This is a genomic window from Georgenia subflava, from assembly GCF_009193155.1.
GTDB classification, from domain to species: domain Bacteria; phylum Actinomycetota; class Actinomycetes; order Actinomycetales; family Actinomycetaceae; genus Georgenia; species Georgenia subflava.
This window is the reverse complement of the sequence record NZ_VUKD01000006.1, coordinates 113,680-131,063: the sequence shown is the minus strand read 5'-3', so window position 1 is coordinate 131,063 and position 17,384 is coordinate 113,680. Positions and strand designations below refer to the sequence as shown.

General features: G+C 73.8%; 14 protein-coding genes. 2 read left to right on the top strand and 12 right to left on the bottom strand.

What is annotated here, in order from left to right:
- Positions 1 to 11 precede the first annotated feature (11 nt).
- Positions 12 to 995 (top strand): quinone oxidoreductase family protein, encoded by a 984-nt coding sequence (locus GD748_RS17925; protein WP_152196602.1) that lies wholly within the window; start codon positions 12 to 14, stop codon positions 993 to 995.
- Between the two features lie 95 nt (positions 996 to 1,090).
- On the opposite strand, the gene GD748_RS17920 is transcribed toward GD748_RS17925, so the two are convergent.
- The 12 genes from GD748_RS17920 to GD748_RS17865 all read right to left on the bottom strand — a co-directional run bounded on the left by GD748_RS17920 (position 1,091) and on the right by GD748_RS17865 (position 16,765).
- Positions 1,091 to 1,600: a flavodoxin domain-containing protein gene (locus GD748_RS17920; protein WP_152196601.1), complete on the bottom strand. Its 510-nt coding sequence runs from the start codon at positions 1,598 to 1,600 to the stop codon at positions 1,091 to 1,093.
- A gap of 96 nt (positions 1,601 to 1,696) precedes the next feature.
- Positions 1,697 to 3,025, bottom strand: a complete 1,329-nt coding sequence (locus GD748_RS17915) for a hypothetical protein (protein WP_152196600.1) — start codon at positions 3,023 to 3,025, stop codon at positions 1,697 to 1,699.
- Between the two features lie 300 nt (positions 3,026 to 3,325).
- Complete coding sequence (locus tag GD748_RS17910; protein WP_226921595.1) at positions 3,326 to 4,264, bottom strand: SDR family NAD(P)-dependent oxidoreductase; 939 nt, start codon at positions 4,262 to 4,264, stop codon at positions 3,326 to 3,328.
- Positions 4,257 to 6,878, bottom strand: a complete 2,622-nt coding sequence (gene pheT / locus GD748_RS17905) for a phenylalanine--tRNA ligase subunit beta (RefSeq protein WP_152196599.1) — start codon at positions 6,876 to 6,878, stop codon at positions 4,257 to 4,259. Before pheT ends, GD748_RS17910 begins: the two co-directional genes overlap by 8 nt.
- 1 nt (position 6,879) lies before the next feature.
- Complete coding sequence (pheS, locus tag GD748_RS17900) at positions 6,880 to 7,959, bottom strand: phenylalanine--tRNA ligase subunit alpha (protein WP_152196598.1); 1,080 nt, start codon at positions 7,957 to 7,959, stop codon at positions 6,880 to 6,882.
- 426 nt (positions 7,960 to 8,385) lie between these two features.
- Positions 8,386 to 10,083 carry a DUF222 domain-containing protein gene (locus tag GD748_RS17895; RefSeq protein ID WP_193313011.1) on the bottom strand — a complete coding sequence of 566 codons (1,698 nt, stop codon included), beginning with the start codon at positions 10,081 to 10,083 and terminating at the stop codon, positions 8,386 to 8,388.
- 165 nt (positions 10,084 to 10,248) lie between these two features.
- Complete coding sequence (locus tag GD748_RS17890; RefSeq protein WP_152196596.1) at positions 10,249 to 10,896, bottom strand: 2'-5' RNA ligase family protein; 648 nt, start codon at positions 10,894 to 10,896, stop codon at positions 10,249 to 10,251.
- Positions 10,897 to 11,624: 728 nt separating this feature from the next.
- Complete coding sequence (locus GD748_RS17885; RefSeq protein WP_152196595.1) at positions 11,625 to 12,647, bottom strand: ABC transporter substrate-binding protein; 1,023 nt, start codon at positions 12,645 to 12,647, stop codon at positions 11,625 to 11,627.
- A 157-nt stretch (positions 12,648 to 12,804) separates the two neighbouring features.
- Complete coding sequence (locus GD748_RS17880; protein ID WP_152196594.1) at positions 12,805 to 13,662, bottom strand: ABC transporter ATP-binding protein; 858 nt, start codon at positions 13,660 to 13,662, stop codon at positions 12,805 to 12,807.
- A complete protein-coding gene (locus tag GD748_RS17875; protein ID WP_152196593.1) occupies positions 13,659 to 14,690 on the bottom strand; it encodes a FecCD family ABC transporter permease in 1,032 nt (343 codons plus the stop codon). The genes GD748_RS17880 and GD748_RS17875 overlap by 4 nt, the downstream gene beginning before the upstream one ends.
- 7 nt (positions 14,691 to 14,697) lie before the next feature.
- Positions 14,698 to 15,744 (bottom strand): FecCD family ABC transporter permease, encoded by a 1,047-nt coding sequence (locus tag GD748_RS17870; RefSeq protein WP_152196592.1) that lies wholly within the window; start codon positions 15,742 to 15,744, stop codon positions 14,698 to 14,700.
- A 10-nt stretch (positions 15,745 to 15,754) separates the two neighbouring features.
- Positions 15,755 to 16,765, bottom strand: a complete 1,011-nt coding sequence (locus GD748_RS17865; RefSeq protein WP_152196591.1) for a siderophore-interacting protein — start codon at positions 16,763 to 16,765, stop codon at positions 15,755 to 15,757.
- A gap of 144 nt (positions 16,766 to 16,909) precedes the next feature.
- Here GD748_RS17865 and GD748_RS17860 point away from each other — a divergent pair, with 144 nt between their 5' ends.
- Complete coding sequence (locus GD748_RS17860; RefSeq protein WP_152196590.1) at positions 16,910 to 17,356, top strand: CBS domain-containing protein; 447 nt, start codon at positions 16,910 to 16,912, stop codon at positions 17,354 to 17,356.
- Positions 17,357 to 17,384: the final 28 nt, after the last annotated feature.

The following is a 17,384-nucleotide window of genomic DNA, read 5'->3' as shown; positions in this document are numbered from 1 at the left end:
TGCTGTGGGACATGCGCGCGATCCACGCCACCGCCGCCGGCGGCCCCGAGGTCCTGTCCGTCGTCGACCTGCCCGCGCCGGTGGCCGGGCCCGGCAAGGTCGTCGTCGACGTCGCCGCTGCGGGCGTCAACTTCATCGACACGTACAAGCGCGGTGGCGTCTACCCGATGGACTTCCCGCACGTGCCCGGCACCGAGGGCGCCGGAACGGTGAGCAGCCTAGGGCCGGGCGTCTCCGGCGTGGCCGTGGGCGACCGGGTCGCATGGGCGTCGGCGCCGGGCTCCTACGCCGAGCAGGTGGTCGTGCCGGCCGATGTGCTGCTGCCGGTCCCGGACGGTGTGGACCTCGAGACCGCCGCCGCTCTGCCGCTGCAGGGCATGACAGCTCACTACCTCGTGGCGTCGACGTTCCCGGTCCGCGCCGGCCAGACGGTCCTGCTGACCGCTGCCGCCGGCGGCGTCGGGCTGCTGCTGACCCAGCTCGCGGCTGCCCGCGGCGCTCGGGTGATCGGCACCGTGGGCTCGGCGGAGAAGGAGGTGCTCGCCCGCGAGGCGGGCGCCCGCGAGGTCGTCCGCTACACCGAGCTGGACGACCTGACTGCCGACCTGCCGGCGATCGTGCGTGAGCTGACCGACGGCGTAGGCGTCGACGTCGCGTACGACGGCGTCGGGAAGGACACGTTCGACGCCACCCTCGCGTCGGTGCGCCGTCGAGGCACGCTCGTCCTGTTCGGCGGAGCGAGCGGCCAGGTGCCGCCCTTCGACCTGCAGCGGCTCAACCACGCCGGGTCGCTGTTCGTCACCCGGCCGAAGCTGGGTGACTACACCGCCGATCGGGACGAGCTCCTCTGGCGCGCCGGCGAGCTGTTCGCCGCCGTCGGCGCCGGATCGTTGTCGGTGCGGATCGGCGAGCGTTTCGGGCTGGCCGAGGCCGCGGCGGCGCACGAGGCGCTCGAGGGACGCGCGACCACCGGCAAGGTCCTGCTCGTCCCCTGAGTGCTGCCTGACCCTTACGATCAGCCGCTGAATCGAGTGGCCCGGCAGTGATGGTCGCGGAGCGGGCGAGAGGTCACCGGTGTCGCCGGCGAGGATCAGCCCGCGGTCGCCAGGTGTTCCTCGAGCTCGTGCGCGATCTGCCGCGCCCAGCCCCGGATGTCGTCCCAGTTCCGGTGGTCGCCCTCCGCGGCGCCGGCCATGCGGGTGACCGAGCGCTCTCGCAGGCCCAGCACTGCCGGGTCCAGGCGACCGGCGAACGTCCGGTAGTCGAGCGGGTCGATCTGTTGCAGGAGCGCCGAGGCACGCACAGGGTCCTGGACCTTGCCCGTGGCCGCGACGCCCGCGAGCCCGCAGGAGAAGGCCCACACCGGCAGGTGGCGCAGCTCGGCCGCGAAGCGCGAGACGACGTCCCGCATGGACTCCATCCACTGGGTCATGTAGACGGCGGACCCGAGCACCACGGCGTCGATCCCCTCGAGGGTGCGCACGTCGGCGGGGGCGACCCGGCGGGCCTGGTGCCCCACGGCACGCAGCTCCTCGACGATGGCATCGCCGATCTCGGCGGTGGCGTTGTGCTTGGAGGCGACGACGACGAGGATCTTCATGTCTCAACTGTGCCGCCCGCTGCCCGCGCTGCGGCGGGACCAATGTCCCCGTTGTCCGGTCCGAAGGTCTGGCGCTCAGCGCCGCTCGCCGCCGGGTCAGCCGCAGGTCGCCGGGTCGGTCGAGCGCAGCGGCCGGTAGGTCAGCGTCGTCCCACCGGCGGTGGCGGTGAGGGTCGCGGGCAGGTCCTCGACCGTCGCCTCCACCGTCAGCGCCCCGTCGGTGACGAGCTCCTGCCACGCCGCCGGCACGTCACGGCCCTGCTCGGACAGCCACTGCACCCCGTTGAGCTCTCCCAGGCGTTCGACACCGCAGGTGGGGTCGACAGGGAGCAGGTAGTTCACCGGGAGCCCGACCTCGACGTAGCTGCCGGTGTCGGCCGGCGGGTAGACCGGCCGGAAGTCCTCGTCGGGTCCGATCTCGTCATCTGCAGCAGTGGCGCCGGGAGCCGAGAGATCGACGTCGACCACAGTCTGTTCCAGGGGCTCGCTGGCCCAGGACGGGCTGCCGTCCAGCTGGACCATGAACGGGCCGACCGGCAGCACGGCACGCTCCACGGCCACCACATAGGCGTGCACGCCCGCGTCGTCGGTGCACCCTCCTGACTCCGTCGGCGCGACGATGTCGGGGTGCACGAGGTCGCCCGACACGACCACGTCGTCGAGCCGGTTCGGGCAGCTCGAGCTCTCGACCGAGCCGAACCAGAGCACGATCTCGTGCCCGAGGTCCACCTCGGGAGGTCGGCCGGTCAGCCCGGCCTGCGCCCAGAGCGCTGCGTACTGTTCGGGGGTCGTGGCGACGCCGGTGCGCCAGTTCTCGCCGGTCCGGTCCGCGCCGAGCAGCCGCCACCCGTCACCGGCGGTCGGCTGCGGGCCAGGGGGGACGTACTCCGACGCCGGGGCTCCCTGGGCGCACACCGGGTCGGCCGCGAAGGGCTCGAGGAGGGCGAGGCGTTCCTCGAGGAGGAACCCGAGGTCGACGGAGACGACACCGTGCCTCAGGTCGACGAGATGACCGGGGTCGAGGTCGGCGTGAGCGAGGCCGACGTCGACGATCACCGGGGCGACCCGCTCGGCCACGTCACGGAGCTCTGCCGTCGTGCGCTCGACCTCCACGGCTACGACCCCGTCGTCGGGGAAGCGCTCCTCGATCTCCGCCTGCAGCTGCGCGACGTCGCCGGCGAAGGCGACGGTCACCCAGCCGTTGCGCCCGCGATCGAGCCACAGGTCCTCGAAGCCGGGCTGCTGCTGCGCCCAGGCGCGCACCTGCCCGGTCGGCTGCTCGTTGCCGACGTAGACCGGCTCGTCCCGGTAGGCGGAGTCCGGCGCCCGGATCGGCTCGAGGTTCTCGCAGAGCACCGTGCCGGCCGGCTGCAGGGAAGCCGCCGACGACGGGCTCGGGTCACCGTCGGCGGTCGAGACGTGCACGCTCCCGGTGTCGGCCCCGCACCCGCCGACCGCGAGCAGGAGGGCGAGCGCAGCACACGTGACCAGGCCTTGCCGTGAGCCGCCCATCGCCATCCCGTCCGAAGCTCGCGGGTCCGCACCGGTGCGGCCCCGCCTCACTGGGAGAGTGTCTCGAGCCGACGCGCCCTTGCACAGGGGAGGGGGTCGTCAGCCGAGGGCCGCTCGCGCCGGCCGGGCCGGACCGTCGGTGGACTCGTCGGCCGCCGTGCGCGTTGTGCGTGGGCCGTGCCGGGCGGCGAACCGGCCGGGAGGCGTTGGTCGTCAGGCGGGCCAGTCGGCCACGCGCAGCCGCCGGGTGGCATCGGCAGGGTCACCGATGCCGAGGCGGAACCGTAGCGAGGCCGGGGTGTCCGCGCCGGCGCGCAGGTACCGGCCCGAGAGCTCGTCGAGGCCTCCCCGGGCGATCATCACGGCCAGCTCGACGACGTCCGCGACGTCGGTCCATTCGGTCCGGTCCTCGTGCGCCCGCATCGACGTCGTCATGTCCGTCACGACGACGCCGGGGGCCAGCTCGAAGGTGCGCAGGCCTCGGTCGTACCCGGCCGCGTGCAGGCTCCCGCCGATGCGGAAGAGCGCGGTCTTCGACACGTTGTAGGCCGTCGCGTCGTCGGTGTCCCGCGTGCCGGCGCCCGAGCTGAGGTCGATCACCCGGCCGCCGCCACGCGCGAGCATGCCGGGCACGACGGCGCGGGCGAGCAGGAAGGGGCCTCGCACGTTGGTCTCGACCACCGACCACCACTCGTCGCGGTCGGCCTCCCACAGGGGCACCTCGGTGTCGATGCGTCCGGCGTTGTTGACCAGCAGGTCGATCGAGCCGAGCTCGTTCTCGACCCGCGCGACGGCGTCGTCGACCGCGGCCGCGTCGGTCACGTCCGCGGCGACGACCACGCTGCGTCGGCCCAGGCCCTCGATCTCCGCGGCGACCTCGGCGAGCATCTCGGCGTCACGCGCCAGGACGGCGACGTCGAGCCCGGCACGAGCCAGGCCGACGGCGAGGGCGCGACCGATCCCGCGCGAGGCACCGGTGACGAGGGCCGTGCGCGCGACGGGAACCGCGCGCACGCCGGCAGGTGCGCCGTCGTCCTCAGGCACGCGCTGGCCCACGGGTCCACCGTCGTGCTCAGGCACGCGCTCGCCCACGGGTCCGCCGTCGTGCTCGGGCACGCGCTCGCCCACGGGTCCGCCGTCGGCCTCAGGCACGCAGCACCGCCCCGACGCGCTGGCCGGCGACCTTGACGATGCGCTTGCGCACCGCCGCCGTCTCCTCCGCCGTGAGCGTGCGGTCGGGCGCCCGTAGTCGCAGCGCGAAGGCGAGGGACTTCTTGCCCTCGCCGAGCTGGTCGCCGGCGTAGACGTCGAACAGGCGGACCTCCTCGGCGAGCTCGCCCGCGCCCTCCACGACGGCGGCGTGGACGTCGGCGGCCGGGACGCTCGCGTCGACCACGAGAGCGACGTCCTCCTTGGCCAGCGGGAAGGTCGAGACCGGTGCCACCTGGATCGGCTCGGCCGGGCTCGCCGCGAGCACCGCGTCGAGGTCCAGCTCGAAGGCCACGGTGCGGGCAGGCAGGTCCATGGCCGCCGTCACCTTCGGGTGAAGCTCGCCGGCGTGCCCGACGACAGCACCGTCGACCACGAGCTCGGCGCAGCGGCCGGGGTGCCACGGCGCGAGGTCACCGGCGCGGGCGGTCAGCTCGACGCCGACGGTGCGGGCGACGAGCCGGGCGGCCTCGAGCGCGTCGGCCCAGTCGCTGGGCCGTCCGGCGCCCCAGACGCCGGCCGGGGTCAGGTTCCCGGCAAGCACGCCGGCCACGTGCCGCGGCTGGGCGGGCACGGCGGCGTGCAGCTCGGCCAGCTCGGCATCGCTCGGGCGCCGGTCGACCCCGGGCGCCGCGCCGGCCCGGATGCCGGCCGGGCGCGTGACGAGGCCGATCTCGAAGACGCCGAGCTCGGCGGCGCCGCGCGAGACGTTGCGCCGGGCGGTGTCGAGCAGGCTGTCGAGCAACGAGGTCCGCAGCGCGGGTGCGTCGTCGGCGATCGGGTTCACCAGGCGCAGGGTGGTGCGCCGCGGGTCGTCGACGTCGAGGCCGAGGCGGTCGTGGACGTCGCCGACGAACGGGTAGGACAGCACCTGTGTCAGGCCGTGCTCGGCGAGTGCCCGGGCGACGTCGCGACGCTGGCGCTGCGCGACCGTGAGGCCGCGACCCGCGGGGGCCGGCGGCAGCACCGAGGGGATCTCGTCGTAGCCGGCGAGCCTCGCGACCTCCTCGACAAGGTGTGCGCCGCCCGTGAGGTCCGGCCGCCAGGTCGGCGGGGTGACCCGCACGGCGGGCGAGGCGTCGTCCGCGCCGTCACCGGCGACCGTGGTCTCGCCGTCGGCCAGCGGGACGACGGCGCAGCCGATCCGGCGCAGCAGCTCGAGCACCCGCTCGCGCGGGTACTCCACGCCGACGAGGCGGGAGGCCTCGGCCGGGTCGAAGGTGATCGGTGCCGGTGCCGCGGTGCTGTCGAGGTCGGAGACGGCCGGGTCAGCCGTCCCGCCGCCGTGCTCGACGAGGAGGTCCACCACCCGCTGGGCCGCGACGGCCTGGAGGCGGGTGTCGACGCCGCGCTCGAAGCGCTTTGCGGCCTCGGAGGGCAGCTTGTGCCGGCGGGCGGTGCGGGCGACCGAGATGGGGTCGAAGTGCGCCGCCTCGACGAGGACGTCGGTAGTGCTCGCGGAGACCTCGGTGTCCTCGCCGCCCATGACGCCGGCGAGGCCGAGCACGCGTGAGCCGCGGGCACCGTCAGGCGAGTCGGTGATGAGCAGGTCCTCGGGGTCGAGGCGTCGCTCGACGTCGTCGAGGGTGGTCAGCGTCTCCCCGGCCGCGGCGCGGCGCACCACGATCGGTGCGCTGACGGTGGCGAGGTCGTAGGCGTGCAGCGGCTGGCCGAGGTCGAGCATGACGTAGTTCGTCACGTCGACCGCCAGGGAGATGGGACGCATGCCGGCCTGGCTCAGTCGCTCGACCATCCACGCCGGCGAGGGGGCAGCCGGGTCGATGCCGCGCACGATGCGGGTCACGAAGCGGTCGCAGCCGACGGTGCCGCTGACGGGCGCGACGTCGTCGACCTCGACGGCGAACCCGTCCGGCGTCGCGGCGGGCAGCGGGCCCGGGAGGTTCTCGGGCAGGCCGGGGTCGGTGAACGCCGCTCCGGTGGAGTGGGAGTACTCGCGGGCCACGCCACGCATGGAGAAGCAGTACCCGCGGTCGGGGGTCACGTTGATCTCGAGGACCTCGGTCCCCAGCCCGAGCAGCGCGACGGCGTCGGCGCCCGGGGCGGGGACGGCGTCGGGGCCGAGCAGCTCCTCGAGCACGATGATGCCGTCGTGGTCCTCGCCGAGGCCGAGCTCACGCGCGGAGCAGATCATCCCGTCGGAGGTGTGCCCGTAGGTCTTGCGTGCCGCGATCGGGAACGGACCGGGGAGCACGGTGCCGGGGAGGGCGACGACGACGTGGTCACCGGCGGCGAAGTTGTGCGCGCCGCAGATGATGCCGCGGCTGGGCAGGTCGGACGGCTCCTTGCCGGTGCCGGGGGCGTCGTTGTGCGCCTGCCCGACGTCGACGCGGCAGTAGTTGATCGTCTTGCCGTTCTTCTGCTCCTCCTTCGAGACGGAGAGCACCCGGCCGACGACGAGCGGGCCGGTGACGGCGGGCGGGACGATCGACTCCTCCTCGAGCCCGACCTTCACGAGGTCCGCGGCGAGCTGGGCGGCAGTGGTGCCGGCAGGGACCTCGGTGTGCTCGGCGAGCCAGGTCAGCGGGACGTAAGGCATGTCAGTTGCCCCTTCCGGTGGTGCCGAACTGCTGGGAGAAGCGGACGTCGCCCTCGACCATGTCGCGCATGTCGGCGATGCCGTGGCGCAGCATGAGGGTTCGCTCGATGCCCATGCCGAAGGCGAAGCCGGAGTACACCTCGGGGTCGATCCCGGCGGCGGTCAGCACCTGGGGGTTGACCATCCCGCAGCCGCCCCACTCGATCCAGCCGGCGCCGCCCTTCTTCTGCGGGAACCACAGGTCCATCTCCGCACTGGGCTCGGTGAAGGGGAAGAAGCTCGGACGCAGGCGGGTGCGCGCCTCGGGTCCGAACATCGCCCGGGCGAAGTGGTCGAGGGTTCCCTTGAGGTGCGCCATGGTCAGGCCCTTGTCGACGGCAAGGCCTTCGACCTGGTGGAAGACCGGGGTGTGGGTGGCGTCGAGGGCGTCGGTGCGGAAGACCTTGCCGGGGCACGCGATGTAGATGGGCACGTCGCGCGAGAGCATCGTGCGGGACTGCACCGGGGAGGTGTGGGTGCGCAGCACGAGGTTCGGGTCGCCCTCGGCGCCGGCCGGCGGCTCGACGTAGAACGTGTCCTGCATCTGGCGGGCCGGGTGGTCCGGGCCGAAGTTGAGGGCGTCGAAGTTGAACCACTCGTGCTCGACCTCAGGGCCTTCGGCGATCTCCCAGCCCATCGCGACGAAGAAGTCGGAGACGTCCTCCATGAGCGTCTCGAGCGGGTGCCGTGCTCCGCGCGGTGCTCGCTCGGTCGGCAGCGTGACGTCGACGGCCTCGGTGCGCAGCACCTGCTCGTCGCGCGCGGCCTCGAGCTCGACCTGGCGGCTGGCGACGGCCTTGTTCACGCGGCCGCGGGCCTGGCCGACGAGCTTGCCGGCGACGGCCTTGTCCTTCGGCTCGAGCCCGCCGATCGCCCGGTTGGCCAGCGCGAGCGGGCTGCGGTCGCCGGTGTGCGCGAGACGGGCGTCCTTCAGGGACTCCAGCGAGTCGGCTGCGGCGACGGCGGCGAGTGCGGCGTCGACAGCGGCGGTGATGGCGCTCTCGTCCAGCGGGGACAGCGGCGCAGGGTCTGAGGAGGTCATGCCTACCTTCCGGGCGGGTCGGGATCGGCACGGTGGTGCCCGGGTCAGGGCACGGACCGCTGCCAGCGGAACAGTCTAGGTGGGTCGCCCGCCCGGGCGCGGATCGGTCTCGGGACGCAGATCAGACCAGGCCCAGGGCGGGCCCGGTAAATCGCCTGGCCGTGCCGGCCGGCATGATCGCGACGCTCATGAACCCCATGGTAGCCGGGGACGTCCAGGAACATCGATGGCCAGCCACGCCCCACCTCGGGACATCCCGCCGACGGGCAGGTGCGCCACGAACGTGCGGCGATAGGTAGTCGCGCCGGTGCGCTCGGCCGGGCACGCCCCCGTGCGCCACGTCGGCCGCTGCCGGGGCTGCCGGCCGAACACGTCACCGCGCGGCCCGAGCGAGGCGCTCGGCGGAGGCACCTGTGCGCTCGGCGGTCAGAAGGGCGGGCGCCCGTCTGGCGTGCCCCAGGGGTCGGTTGATCCGCCCGCGGCAGGTGGCTTGTCCGTCGCCGGTGTGCTCCTGGGTCGGCCCGGGGCTGGGCCCGCGGGTGGTCGCCCGGCACCTGGGCCGGTCGGTGGTCTGGCCGGTGGTGGGCCGGTCGGTGGTGGTCCGGGCGGTCGGACGGGCTTGCGTGCGTAGCGGTGTCCGGTCGGTGCTCTCCACCAGGTGATACCGGTGGTGGGGTCGCGGGTGGTGTCCCAGAGCTTGGCGGTCTTGACGTCGTGGTGGGAGTGGCACTTGGTGTCGACCTTGTCCTGATCGGTCTGGACGACGCTGTCGGCCAGGGCCTTGTCGTAGGACTTCTGATGGTCGATCTCACACCGCCACGCCGGGATCCGGCACCCCATGAAGACGCAGGTGACATCGCGGGCGAGCACGGTGCGGGTCAGGTCCGCACCCGGGCGGTACGCCTTCGTCCCGAGCGCGACGAACTCACCGGTGCCGGCGTCGGTGAACAACGCCTGCCAGGTCGCGTCCTGCGCGATCCGCCGCGCCAGCTCGGCCGGGATCGGCCCGTACCCACCCAGCACGCCCGGCTGGTCGTCCAGCCCGAGCAGGGTCCCACCGGCGACGGTGACCTGCAGGTGCGGGCGGCGGCGCTGCAGCACCGGCAACGCCCGCCCCGAGAAGTCGACGCCGTTGTCGAGGATCGAGGTGAAGACATCGGTGAACGAATCCGCGCGACGCTGGTCCAGCGTGCGGGTGTCCCCGGGGGTCTTCGCGGCCACCGCGAGGGCGTCCAGGGCGGTGCGGGCGGCCATGGCGTGGTCGGCGCGCACGAACGCGCTGACCCAGGCCATCGTGTCCCCGGCCGGCTCGATCGACACGTGCCGGCGGGCCACCGCCTCGGCATGACGCCGGCTGGCCGTCGCCGCGTCCGCCGCGAGGGCGGCCGCGCGGATCCTCTCCCGCAGCTGCGGCACCGTCAGCGTGTCCGCCTCCGGCACCAGCTCGTCCAGGACCGTCCGGCGCACCCGGGCAGGCAGACCCGGCTCGGCGTGGAGGAGGACCTCGGCCTTACGGGCGTCGATATGCCCACTGTTCAGCGCGTCGGCCACCACCGGGTAGTCCTCCAGCCCCAGCGCGAGGGAGGTCTTGGACTCCGCGGCGTACTGAGTGATCCCCAACCTGGCCTCGACCTCGAAGACCGCCGACCTCGCCCCCGCGCTGCTGTTCGCCGCCCGCCGCCGCGCCCCGAGCTCGGTGATCGCCCTGGCCTGCTGCGACACCGCCCACGAGGCGATCCGCTCCCACGCCGCGACCAGCTCCACCACCGCCGCGTCATCGGCATCGGCGAGCGAGGTCCGGTCCAACCTGTCCACCAACGTCGGACCGGGAGCAGTCGAAGCGAGCAGCCGCGCCGCCGGCGAGGTGAACCCAGCCGCCGCCACCCCCGCCGCCGCACGCACCACCGACGCGTCCGGATCGCGCACCGACAGCCCCGGCTCGCACTCCCACCACGGCAGGCCCATCTCCAGGCGCATCATCTCGCGGGCCACGTCCGCCTCAGGTGTCCCGACCGCGGACTCCGGCACCACCAGCTCCAGCTGCGGACCGTCGTCGCTCGCGCGCACCACGACCGACACCGGGCACCCGTCCCCGATGACTCCCGCGGCGTCGTCCTTGACCATGATCCAGACACTAGTTCGAACCACCGACATCCAGGATCGAGGTGTGCCCAACCCCAACCGAAGGCCTCCTCGCGCGGAGCGTGCGAGCGTGCACAGCCAAAGACGCGCGAGCGTGCACAGCCGAACGTGAGCAGGTCTGCGGAACGTCAGTAGGTCCGCCCAGAGTCAGGGCGCCCCGACGAGAGGCAGGTCCGCGATCGTCTCGTGGATCGGTCCGCCGCCCTTGCCGGCCCCGAGGTCGGAAACCATGAGCCGTGCGTGGGTGGCCGTCCACGGTGGCCCCGCGTAGACCGACAGTGCCTGCGCGCGCCGCGTGAGCTCGGCGTCCTCGGGGCGGCGGTTGCTGAGCCGGGCGAGGGTCACGTGGGCGCGGTGGCGGTTGCGTCGCTCGACGTGGGAGAACGGCTCGCCGGCGTCCTCGAGGGCCGCCATGAGGTCGACCAGCCGACCGGTCTGCCCCTCGCCGGTCTCCTCGTCCCACAACCATCGCCCGCCGGCCGCACGACTGCCCTCGTGGACGCCGACCCAGAGCGTGCGTCGGGAGAAGACCCCGGCGCCGCGGAGCTGCAGCCGCATCGGCGCGAAGCCGCTCGTGACCTCCGTCAGCCGCTCCGTGAGGTCCCCGAGGGCGCCGTCGGGGACCTCGCCGTAGAAGGCCAGCGTGATGTGCCGCTGCTCCGCGGGAACCCACCGCAGTGCGCGCGGTCCACGACTGAGGTCGGGAACCGGGTCCTGCGCCGTCACCGAGTTGACCGCGAGACCGAGATGGTCCTGGACGGTCGCAGGCAACGGCAGGGAGACGAACAGGCGCATCGGGCGAGGTCAGCAGACGTCGGGAAGGGACGGACCGGTACCTGCCGTGGGTCGCGCGGTGCGCTGCGGACCGCCCGGCTGCACGGTCCGCTGCGGACCGCCATGCTGCGCCGTCCCCTGCGGACCGCCATGCTGCGCCGTCCCCTGCGGACCGCCATGCTGCGCCGTCCGCTGTGTGCCGGCCGGCTGCACCGTCCGCTGCCGCCCGCCATGTCCGGCGGGGGCCTGTGGTCCGACCGGGTCTGCGGCGAGCTCGGCGAGACTCTCCGCGAGTGCCGCGACGAGCTCCGCCGCCTCGTGCGGAGGGAGGCGGGTGGTGGCGACACACACGTCTGCCTTCCACACACTCAGCACGAGGACACCGGCCTCCGGGTGGGTGGAGATGCGGACGCCGCGACCGGCGCCACGCGGGTCGGTGACCCAGCGCGATCGCGGCGACAGCGGCACGACGCTCATCCCCGGATGATCCCCTCCGGTCGGCGTGCCGTCAACGGGAGCATGCTTCGTCGACGGTGTGCCGTCGCGGGGAGCCCACTTCGTCAATGGCGGGCCGCCAACCCCGGCCGCTCCGCGACGCGCGCGAGCATTCTTCTACCTGTACATGCTGGAACCCGGCACCCCGGCCGTGCGGCCGGGGTGCCGGGTTCATGCACAGCCGGACCACTCCGCGGCTGCCGGGTGCCTGCACACGCGAACCACTCCGCGGGTGCGGTTCCTGCACAGTCGGACTACTCCGCGGCTGCCGCCGCCTCGGCGATCTGCTCGACGTACGTGTCGAGGCCGTAGGTGATCGACAGCGCCGTCGGCGGGGACATGGCGGCGATGAGGTCGTCACCCGTGATGTTCGCGACCGCACCGGCCTGCACGGCCGGGATGGCTTGGGCGTAGGACTGGCCCATGAACGTCTCGACCTCGGCCTCGGTGCTCGCGTAGTTCACGAGGATGTCCGACTCGAGCCGGTCGGTCTCCTCATAGCTGAGCGAGTAGACGAAGCTCTCCTCGTCCGTGGCGAGCTCGTCGACCGACTCGGCGCCGACAAGGCCGAGGTCGAGGAGGAAGTCCACGCGCGAGTCCGCCGGCTTGTACACCCAGAAGGTGCCGCCGACGTCCCAGACCGCCGCCACCGACTTGCCCTCGAGCTCGGGATGGCCGGCCGCGGCGTCCGAGATCTGCGTGTCGAGGTCCGCGACGAGCTCCTCCGCCTCCGCGGGCACGCCGAGCGCGGTGCCGACGGTCGTGATGACCTCACGCCACGGCGTCGTCCACGGCTCGTCGGGGTAGGCGACGGTCGGAGCGATCTCGCTCAGCAGCTCGTACTGCTCCTCGGTGATACCCGAGTAGGGCGCGAGGATGAGGTCGGGGGCGAGCGCTCCGATCTCCTCGTACGCGGGAGCCTCGACCGACGGGGAGATCATCGTCGGCTCCGCACCGACCTCGGCCAGGGCGTCGGCCACCCAGGGCAGCTGCCCCTCCTCGTTCGCGGCGTAGACCTGCTGCTCGATACCGACCGGCACGACGCCGAGGGCGAGGGCCGCCTCGGTGCTGGACCAGCCGAGCGTGACGACGTCCTCGACGCCCTCGGGGATCTCCGTCGAGCCGAAGACGTGCTCGATCGTGACGGGCCCGGAGCCACCAGTGGCACCGGCGTCAGCGGTCGGGTCGTCCGATCCGTCGGCAGGGTTGGAGCAGGCGGCGAGGGCGAGCAGGGCGGCCGCGCTCGCGGCGACCGCGGCGGTGCGGGTTCTGGTCATCGGTGTCTCCATCTGGTGTGTGGGGCTGCGGTCGGTGGATTCAGGGGGTCAGATGTGGGGCGACGGCACGCCGGGAGCGCAGACGCTGGGCCGGCGAGCGGCGTCGAGGTGCGGCCTGCGGGTGCCGGGTCGCGGTGCGGGGCCGGGCGGCGCGCCGTCAGGGATGCGGTGCGCCGCTCGCGACGACGCCGTGGAAGCGGCCGACCGGGACCACCATCGGCGAGCCGCACACCGGGTCGGGGACGATGCGTGCCTCGAGGCCGAAGGCCTCGCGGACCAGCCCGGCGGTCAGCACCTCGTCCGGGGGCCCGGTGGCGACGACCTTGCCGTCGGCCATGACGACCAGGTGGTCGGCGTACCGCGCCGCCATGTTCAGGTCGTGCAGCACCATCACCACGGTCGTGCCGCGTTCGCGGTTCTGCTCGTGGAGCAGGTCGAGTACGTCGATCTGGTGGGTGACGTCGAGGAACGTCGTCGGCTCGTCGAGGAGGAGGACGTCCGGGTCCTGGGCGAGCGCCATCGCGATCCAGACCCGCTGCCGCTGCCCGCCGGAGAGCTCCTCCACCCGGCGGGTCGCCAGGTCCAGCGTGGACGTCGCGGCGAGCGCGGCCCGGACGACGGCGTCGTCGGTGCTGGTCCACTGCCGGAACCATCCCTGGTGGGGGTAGCGGCCGCGGGAGACGAGGTCGGCCACGGTGATCCCCTCGGGGGCGGTGGCGGACTGCGGCAGGATGCCGATGACGCGCGCGACGTCCTTCGCCGGCAGCGAGTGCACGGGCTCGCCGTCGAGCAGGACGACGCCGGCGCGCGGGCGAAGCAGCCGCGCGATCCCTCGCAGCAGCGTGGACTTCCCGCAGCCGTTGGCCCCCACGATCGTGGTCAGGCGCCCCTCGGGGACCTGCAGGCTCAGCTCCCGCACGACGAGGTCGCCGTCGTACGCGAGGGAGAGACCCTCCGCGCGGAGCTCGTGCGAGGGGCGACGCGGGATGTCGATGCTGAGGCCGTGGTCGCTCATGCGCCCCGTCCTTCCCGGTTCGAGGTGGCGAGCAGCCACAGCAGGTAGGGAGCGCCGATGACTCCCGTGACGATGCCGACGGGGACCTGCAGACCGAGCAGGTGCTGCCCGGTCAGGTCGGCCGCCAGCACGAGGACGATGCCGACGAGGGCGCTCGGGACCAGGGCGAGTCCCGCCGTCGGGAGCATCCGGCGGGCGATGGGCGCGCAGACGAAGGCGACAAAGGCGACCGGTCCGGCGAAGGCGGTGCCAGCGGCGGCCAGGGCGACGGCGGTGCCCAGGACGGCGAGACGTGTGAGCTCGACCGGCACCCCCAGGCCCCCGGCGGTGTCGTCGCCGAGCTGGAGCACCCGCAGCCGCCCGGCCAGGACCGCGACGAGCGGTGCGAGGACCACCAGGACGGCGGCCAGCACGACGACGTCGCGCCACGGCGGCGTACCGAGGCTGCCCACCATCCAGACCAGCGCCTCGCGCACGTCGTTGAGGTCCGCGCGGCTGACCAGGTACCCGAGCCCGGCGTTGACCAGGAACGCGATGCCGACGCCGACCAGGACGAACCGGTAGCCGCTGACGCCGGAGCGCCACGCGAGGAGGTAGATGGCCGCGGCGACGACGACGGCGCCGCCGGCCGCGGAGAGGGTGACGGCGGCCCCCGAGAGCCCGCCCACGAGGATGGCGGTCGCGGCGGCGAGCGACGCGCCGCCGCCGATGCCGAGGATGTCCGGGCTGGCGAGCGGGTTGCGCAGCACCGTCTGGAACAGGGCGCCGGCGAGCGCGAACGCGACGCCGACCAGGGCGCCGAGGAGCAGCCGGGGCAGGCGCAGCCGGAAGACGACGAACTCTCCCCCGCCGTCGCCCTGCCCGACGAGGGTGCGCAGCAGCTCGCCCGCCGTGAGCGGGCTGGCGACCGTCAGGCTCAGCCAGACCAGCAGGAGCACGAGCCCGACCAGGACGGCGACGACGGCGCTGCGGTGGCCGGTGCGGTGGCGCAGGGGGGCGGCCGCCTCGGGGGCGAGGAGGGTGGTCATCGCGGCCTCACAACCCGGCCAGCTTGACGCGCCGGACGATGGCGATGAGGGCGGGCGCCCCGACGACGGCGACGACGATCCCCGCCTCGAGCTCGCCGGGCTGCACCACGAGCCGGCCCACGACGTCGGCCGCCACGAGCAGCACCGGCCCGAGGATCACCGAGTACGGCAGGATCCACCGGTAGTCGGGACCTGTGAACGGGCGCACCACGTGCGGGACGACCAGCCCCACGAAGACGATCGGCCCGGCGAGCGCCGTCGCGCAGCCGGCGAGGAGCACGATCGCGACGGCGGCCACGACTCTCGCCAGGTGGATGTTCTGGCCGAGCCCGCGGGCGACGTCGTCCCCCATGGCCAGCAGGTTGAGGGTGCGGCCGGTGGCGAGGGCCAGCAGCACGCCGACGACGAGGAACGGCGCCAGCGCGAGCAGCATGTCGGTGCCGCGCCCGGCCAGGGAGCCGACCGCCCAGCGGCGGTAGCTGTTGAGGGCGTCGGTGTCGGTGAGCAGCACCACGGTGATCAGCGAGGTCGCTCCCGCGGTCGTCGCCATGCCGGCGAGGGCGAGCTTGACCGGCGTGGCGCCCTCGCGGCCGATGGCCCCGACCCCGTACACGACGGCGGCGGCCAGCGCGGCGCCGGCGAGCGCGAACCAGATGAACCCGGCCGGGCTGGTGACGCCCAGGAACGTGATGGCGAGCACGACGAAGAGGGACGCGCCCGCGTTCACGCCGAGCAGGCCGGGGTCGGCGAGCGGGTTGCGGGTGATGCCCTGCATGATCGTGCCCGCCAGCCCGAGCGCGGCCCCGACGACCAGTCCGACGACGGTGCGCGGCACGCGCTGGTCCATCACGACGTCGTGGTCGGTGCTGCCGGGAACCCGGTCGAGGAGTGCGTCGAGAACGTCACCCGGGGCGATGTCGCGGGCCCCCAGCGCGAGGGACGCCAGCACCACCAGGGCGAGCAGCGCGACGGCGCCGAGGAGACCGGCGGCGCGACGGCCCGTGGGTCTCGTGGTCGGGGGCGCTGCGGGCGTCCGGTCGAGGAGCGTGGTCACCGGCGGGCGGTCACTGGGCCTCGGCGCGGCCGAGGCGCCAGTACCCCATGAACGCCACCCGGCGGCGGCACACGCCGGTCTCGGAGACGAGGAGGCGGCGCAGGGTCTTGATGGCGCCCGCCTCCCCGGCGAACCAGGCGTAGAAGTCGCTGCCGCAGCGCTCGCCGCCGCGGCCGCACAGGTCGACCGGCAGCACCTGGACGACCGGCGAGTCCCAGAGCATCTCGCTGTCGACGTCGACGTCGTCGAGGGACTGCTCGGAGACGGCGAGCGCGTCGTCGACCACCGTGGCGTTGCCGGAGACCCAGTCGCGCACCGCGGGCACGAGCAGCTCGCCGTGCGTACGCTCGCCGCGCGCCAGCCAGGTGATCTGCGCGTGGGGCGGGAGCTCGACGTCGAGGAAGTCCGCCGGGTCGGGGACCTCGACGAACGCGCGGGCGGTGCGGCCGGCCGGCAGGGTCTCCAGAATCGAGCAGATCGCCGGGGCGGCGGACTCGTCGCCCGCGAGGAGCAGCTCCGTCGCCGTCCCGGGGTCCCAGTCGATGCCGATGTGGGAGTCCTTCGAGCGTGCGTCCGGGCCGACGAGGATGACCTCGTCACCGGCCGCGGCGCGGGCGACCCACCGGGCGGCCGGGCCCCCGTCGTCGTGGACGACCATGTCGACGTCGACCTCTGCCGCGTCCGGGCGCACGTCGCGCACGGTGTACGTGCGGAAGGGGCTGCGCTCGTCGTCCGGCAGGTCGCGCCACCTCGCGTACCAGGTGCCGGCGCGGATCGCCTCGGGGTCGCGGGCGCCGACGTCGCACAGGCGGCCGTCCGGCAGCGGCAGGACGATCTTCACCCGCTGGTCGAGACGGTCGGCGCCGAACCACTCCAGGTCCGGCCCGGTGAACGTCACGCGTGTGAAGTGCGGGCTCAGGGCGCGGACCCGCGCCACCCGCACCACGAAGGGGCGGTACGCGGGTCGGTCGTCCTTGACGACCTCGGGGCGCGAGCCATGCCGCGACACTGAGGTAAGCATTGCCTAACCATATAACGCCACACAGGCGTGCCGTAAATACCTTCGGCGCGAAAACCGTCGCCGACGCGTCGAGACGACCTCTCGCTCCCGGAATTCCGGGCATTGTGATCTGGCTCACTCCGGCGTCTCGCAGTACCGTCAGGTATGCGCATCTCCGACGTGGTCCGACGCAAGGGTGACGCGGTGGTCACCATCCGCAGCGACGCCAGCCTCGCGGAGCTGCTCGACCTCCTCGCCGAGCACCGGATCGGCGCCGTCGTCGTCTCCGACGGCGAGGGCCGGGTCGACGGCATCGTGAGCGAGCGCGACGTGGTGCTGCACCTGCGCGGCGGTGCGGCCCCGCCGCTGGAGGAGCGGGTCGCCGCGATTATGACGACCGAGGTGACGACGTGCGGCCTCGAGGACGACGTCGAGGCGCTCGCCCGCACCATGACCGAGCGCCGGGTGCGCCACCTGCCGGTCGTGGTCGACGGCCGGCTCGCGGGGATCGTGAGCATCGGCGACATCGTCAAGCAGCGGCTCGACGAGCTCCAGGACGAGCGCGACCAGCTCGTCGACTACGTCCAGCAGGGGCGCCCGGCCCCGCGGTGACGCCGTGGCAGGCCTGGCCGCCGTGGCA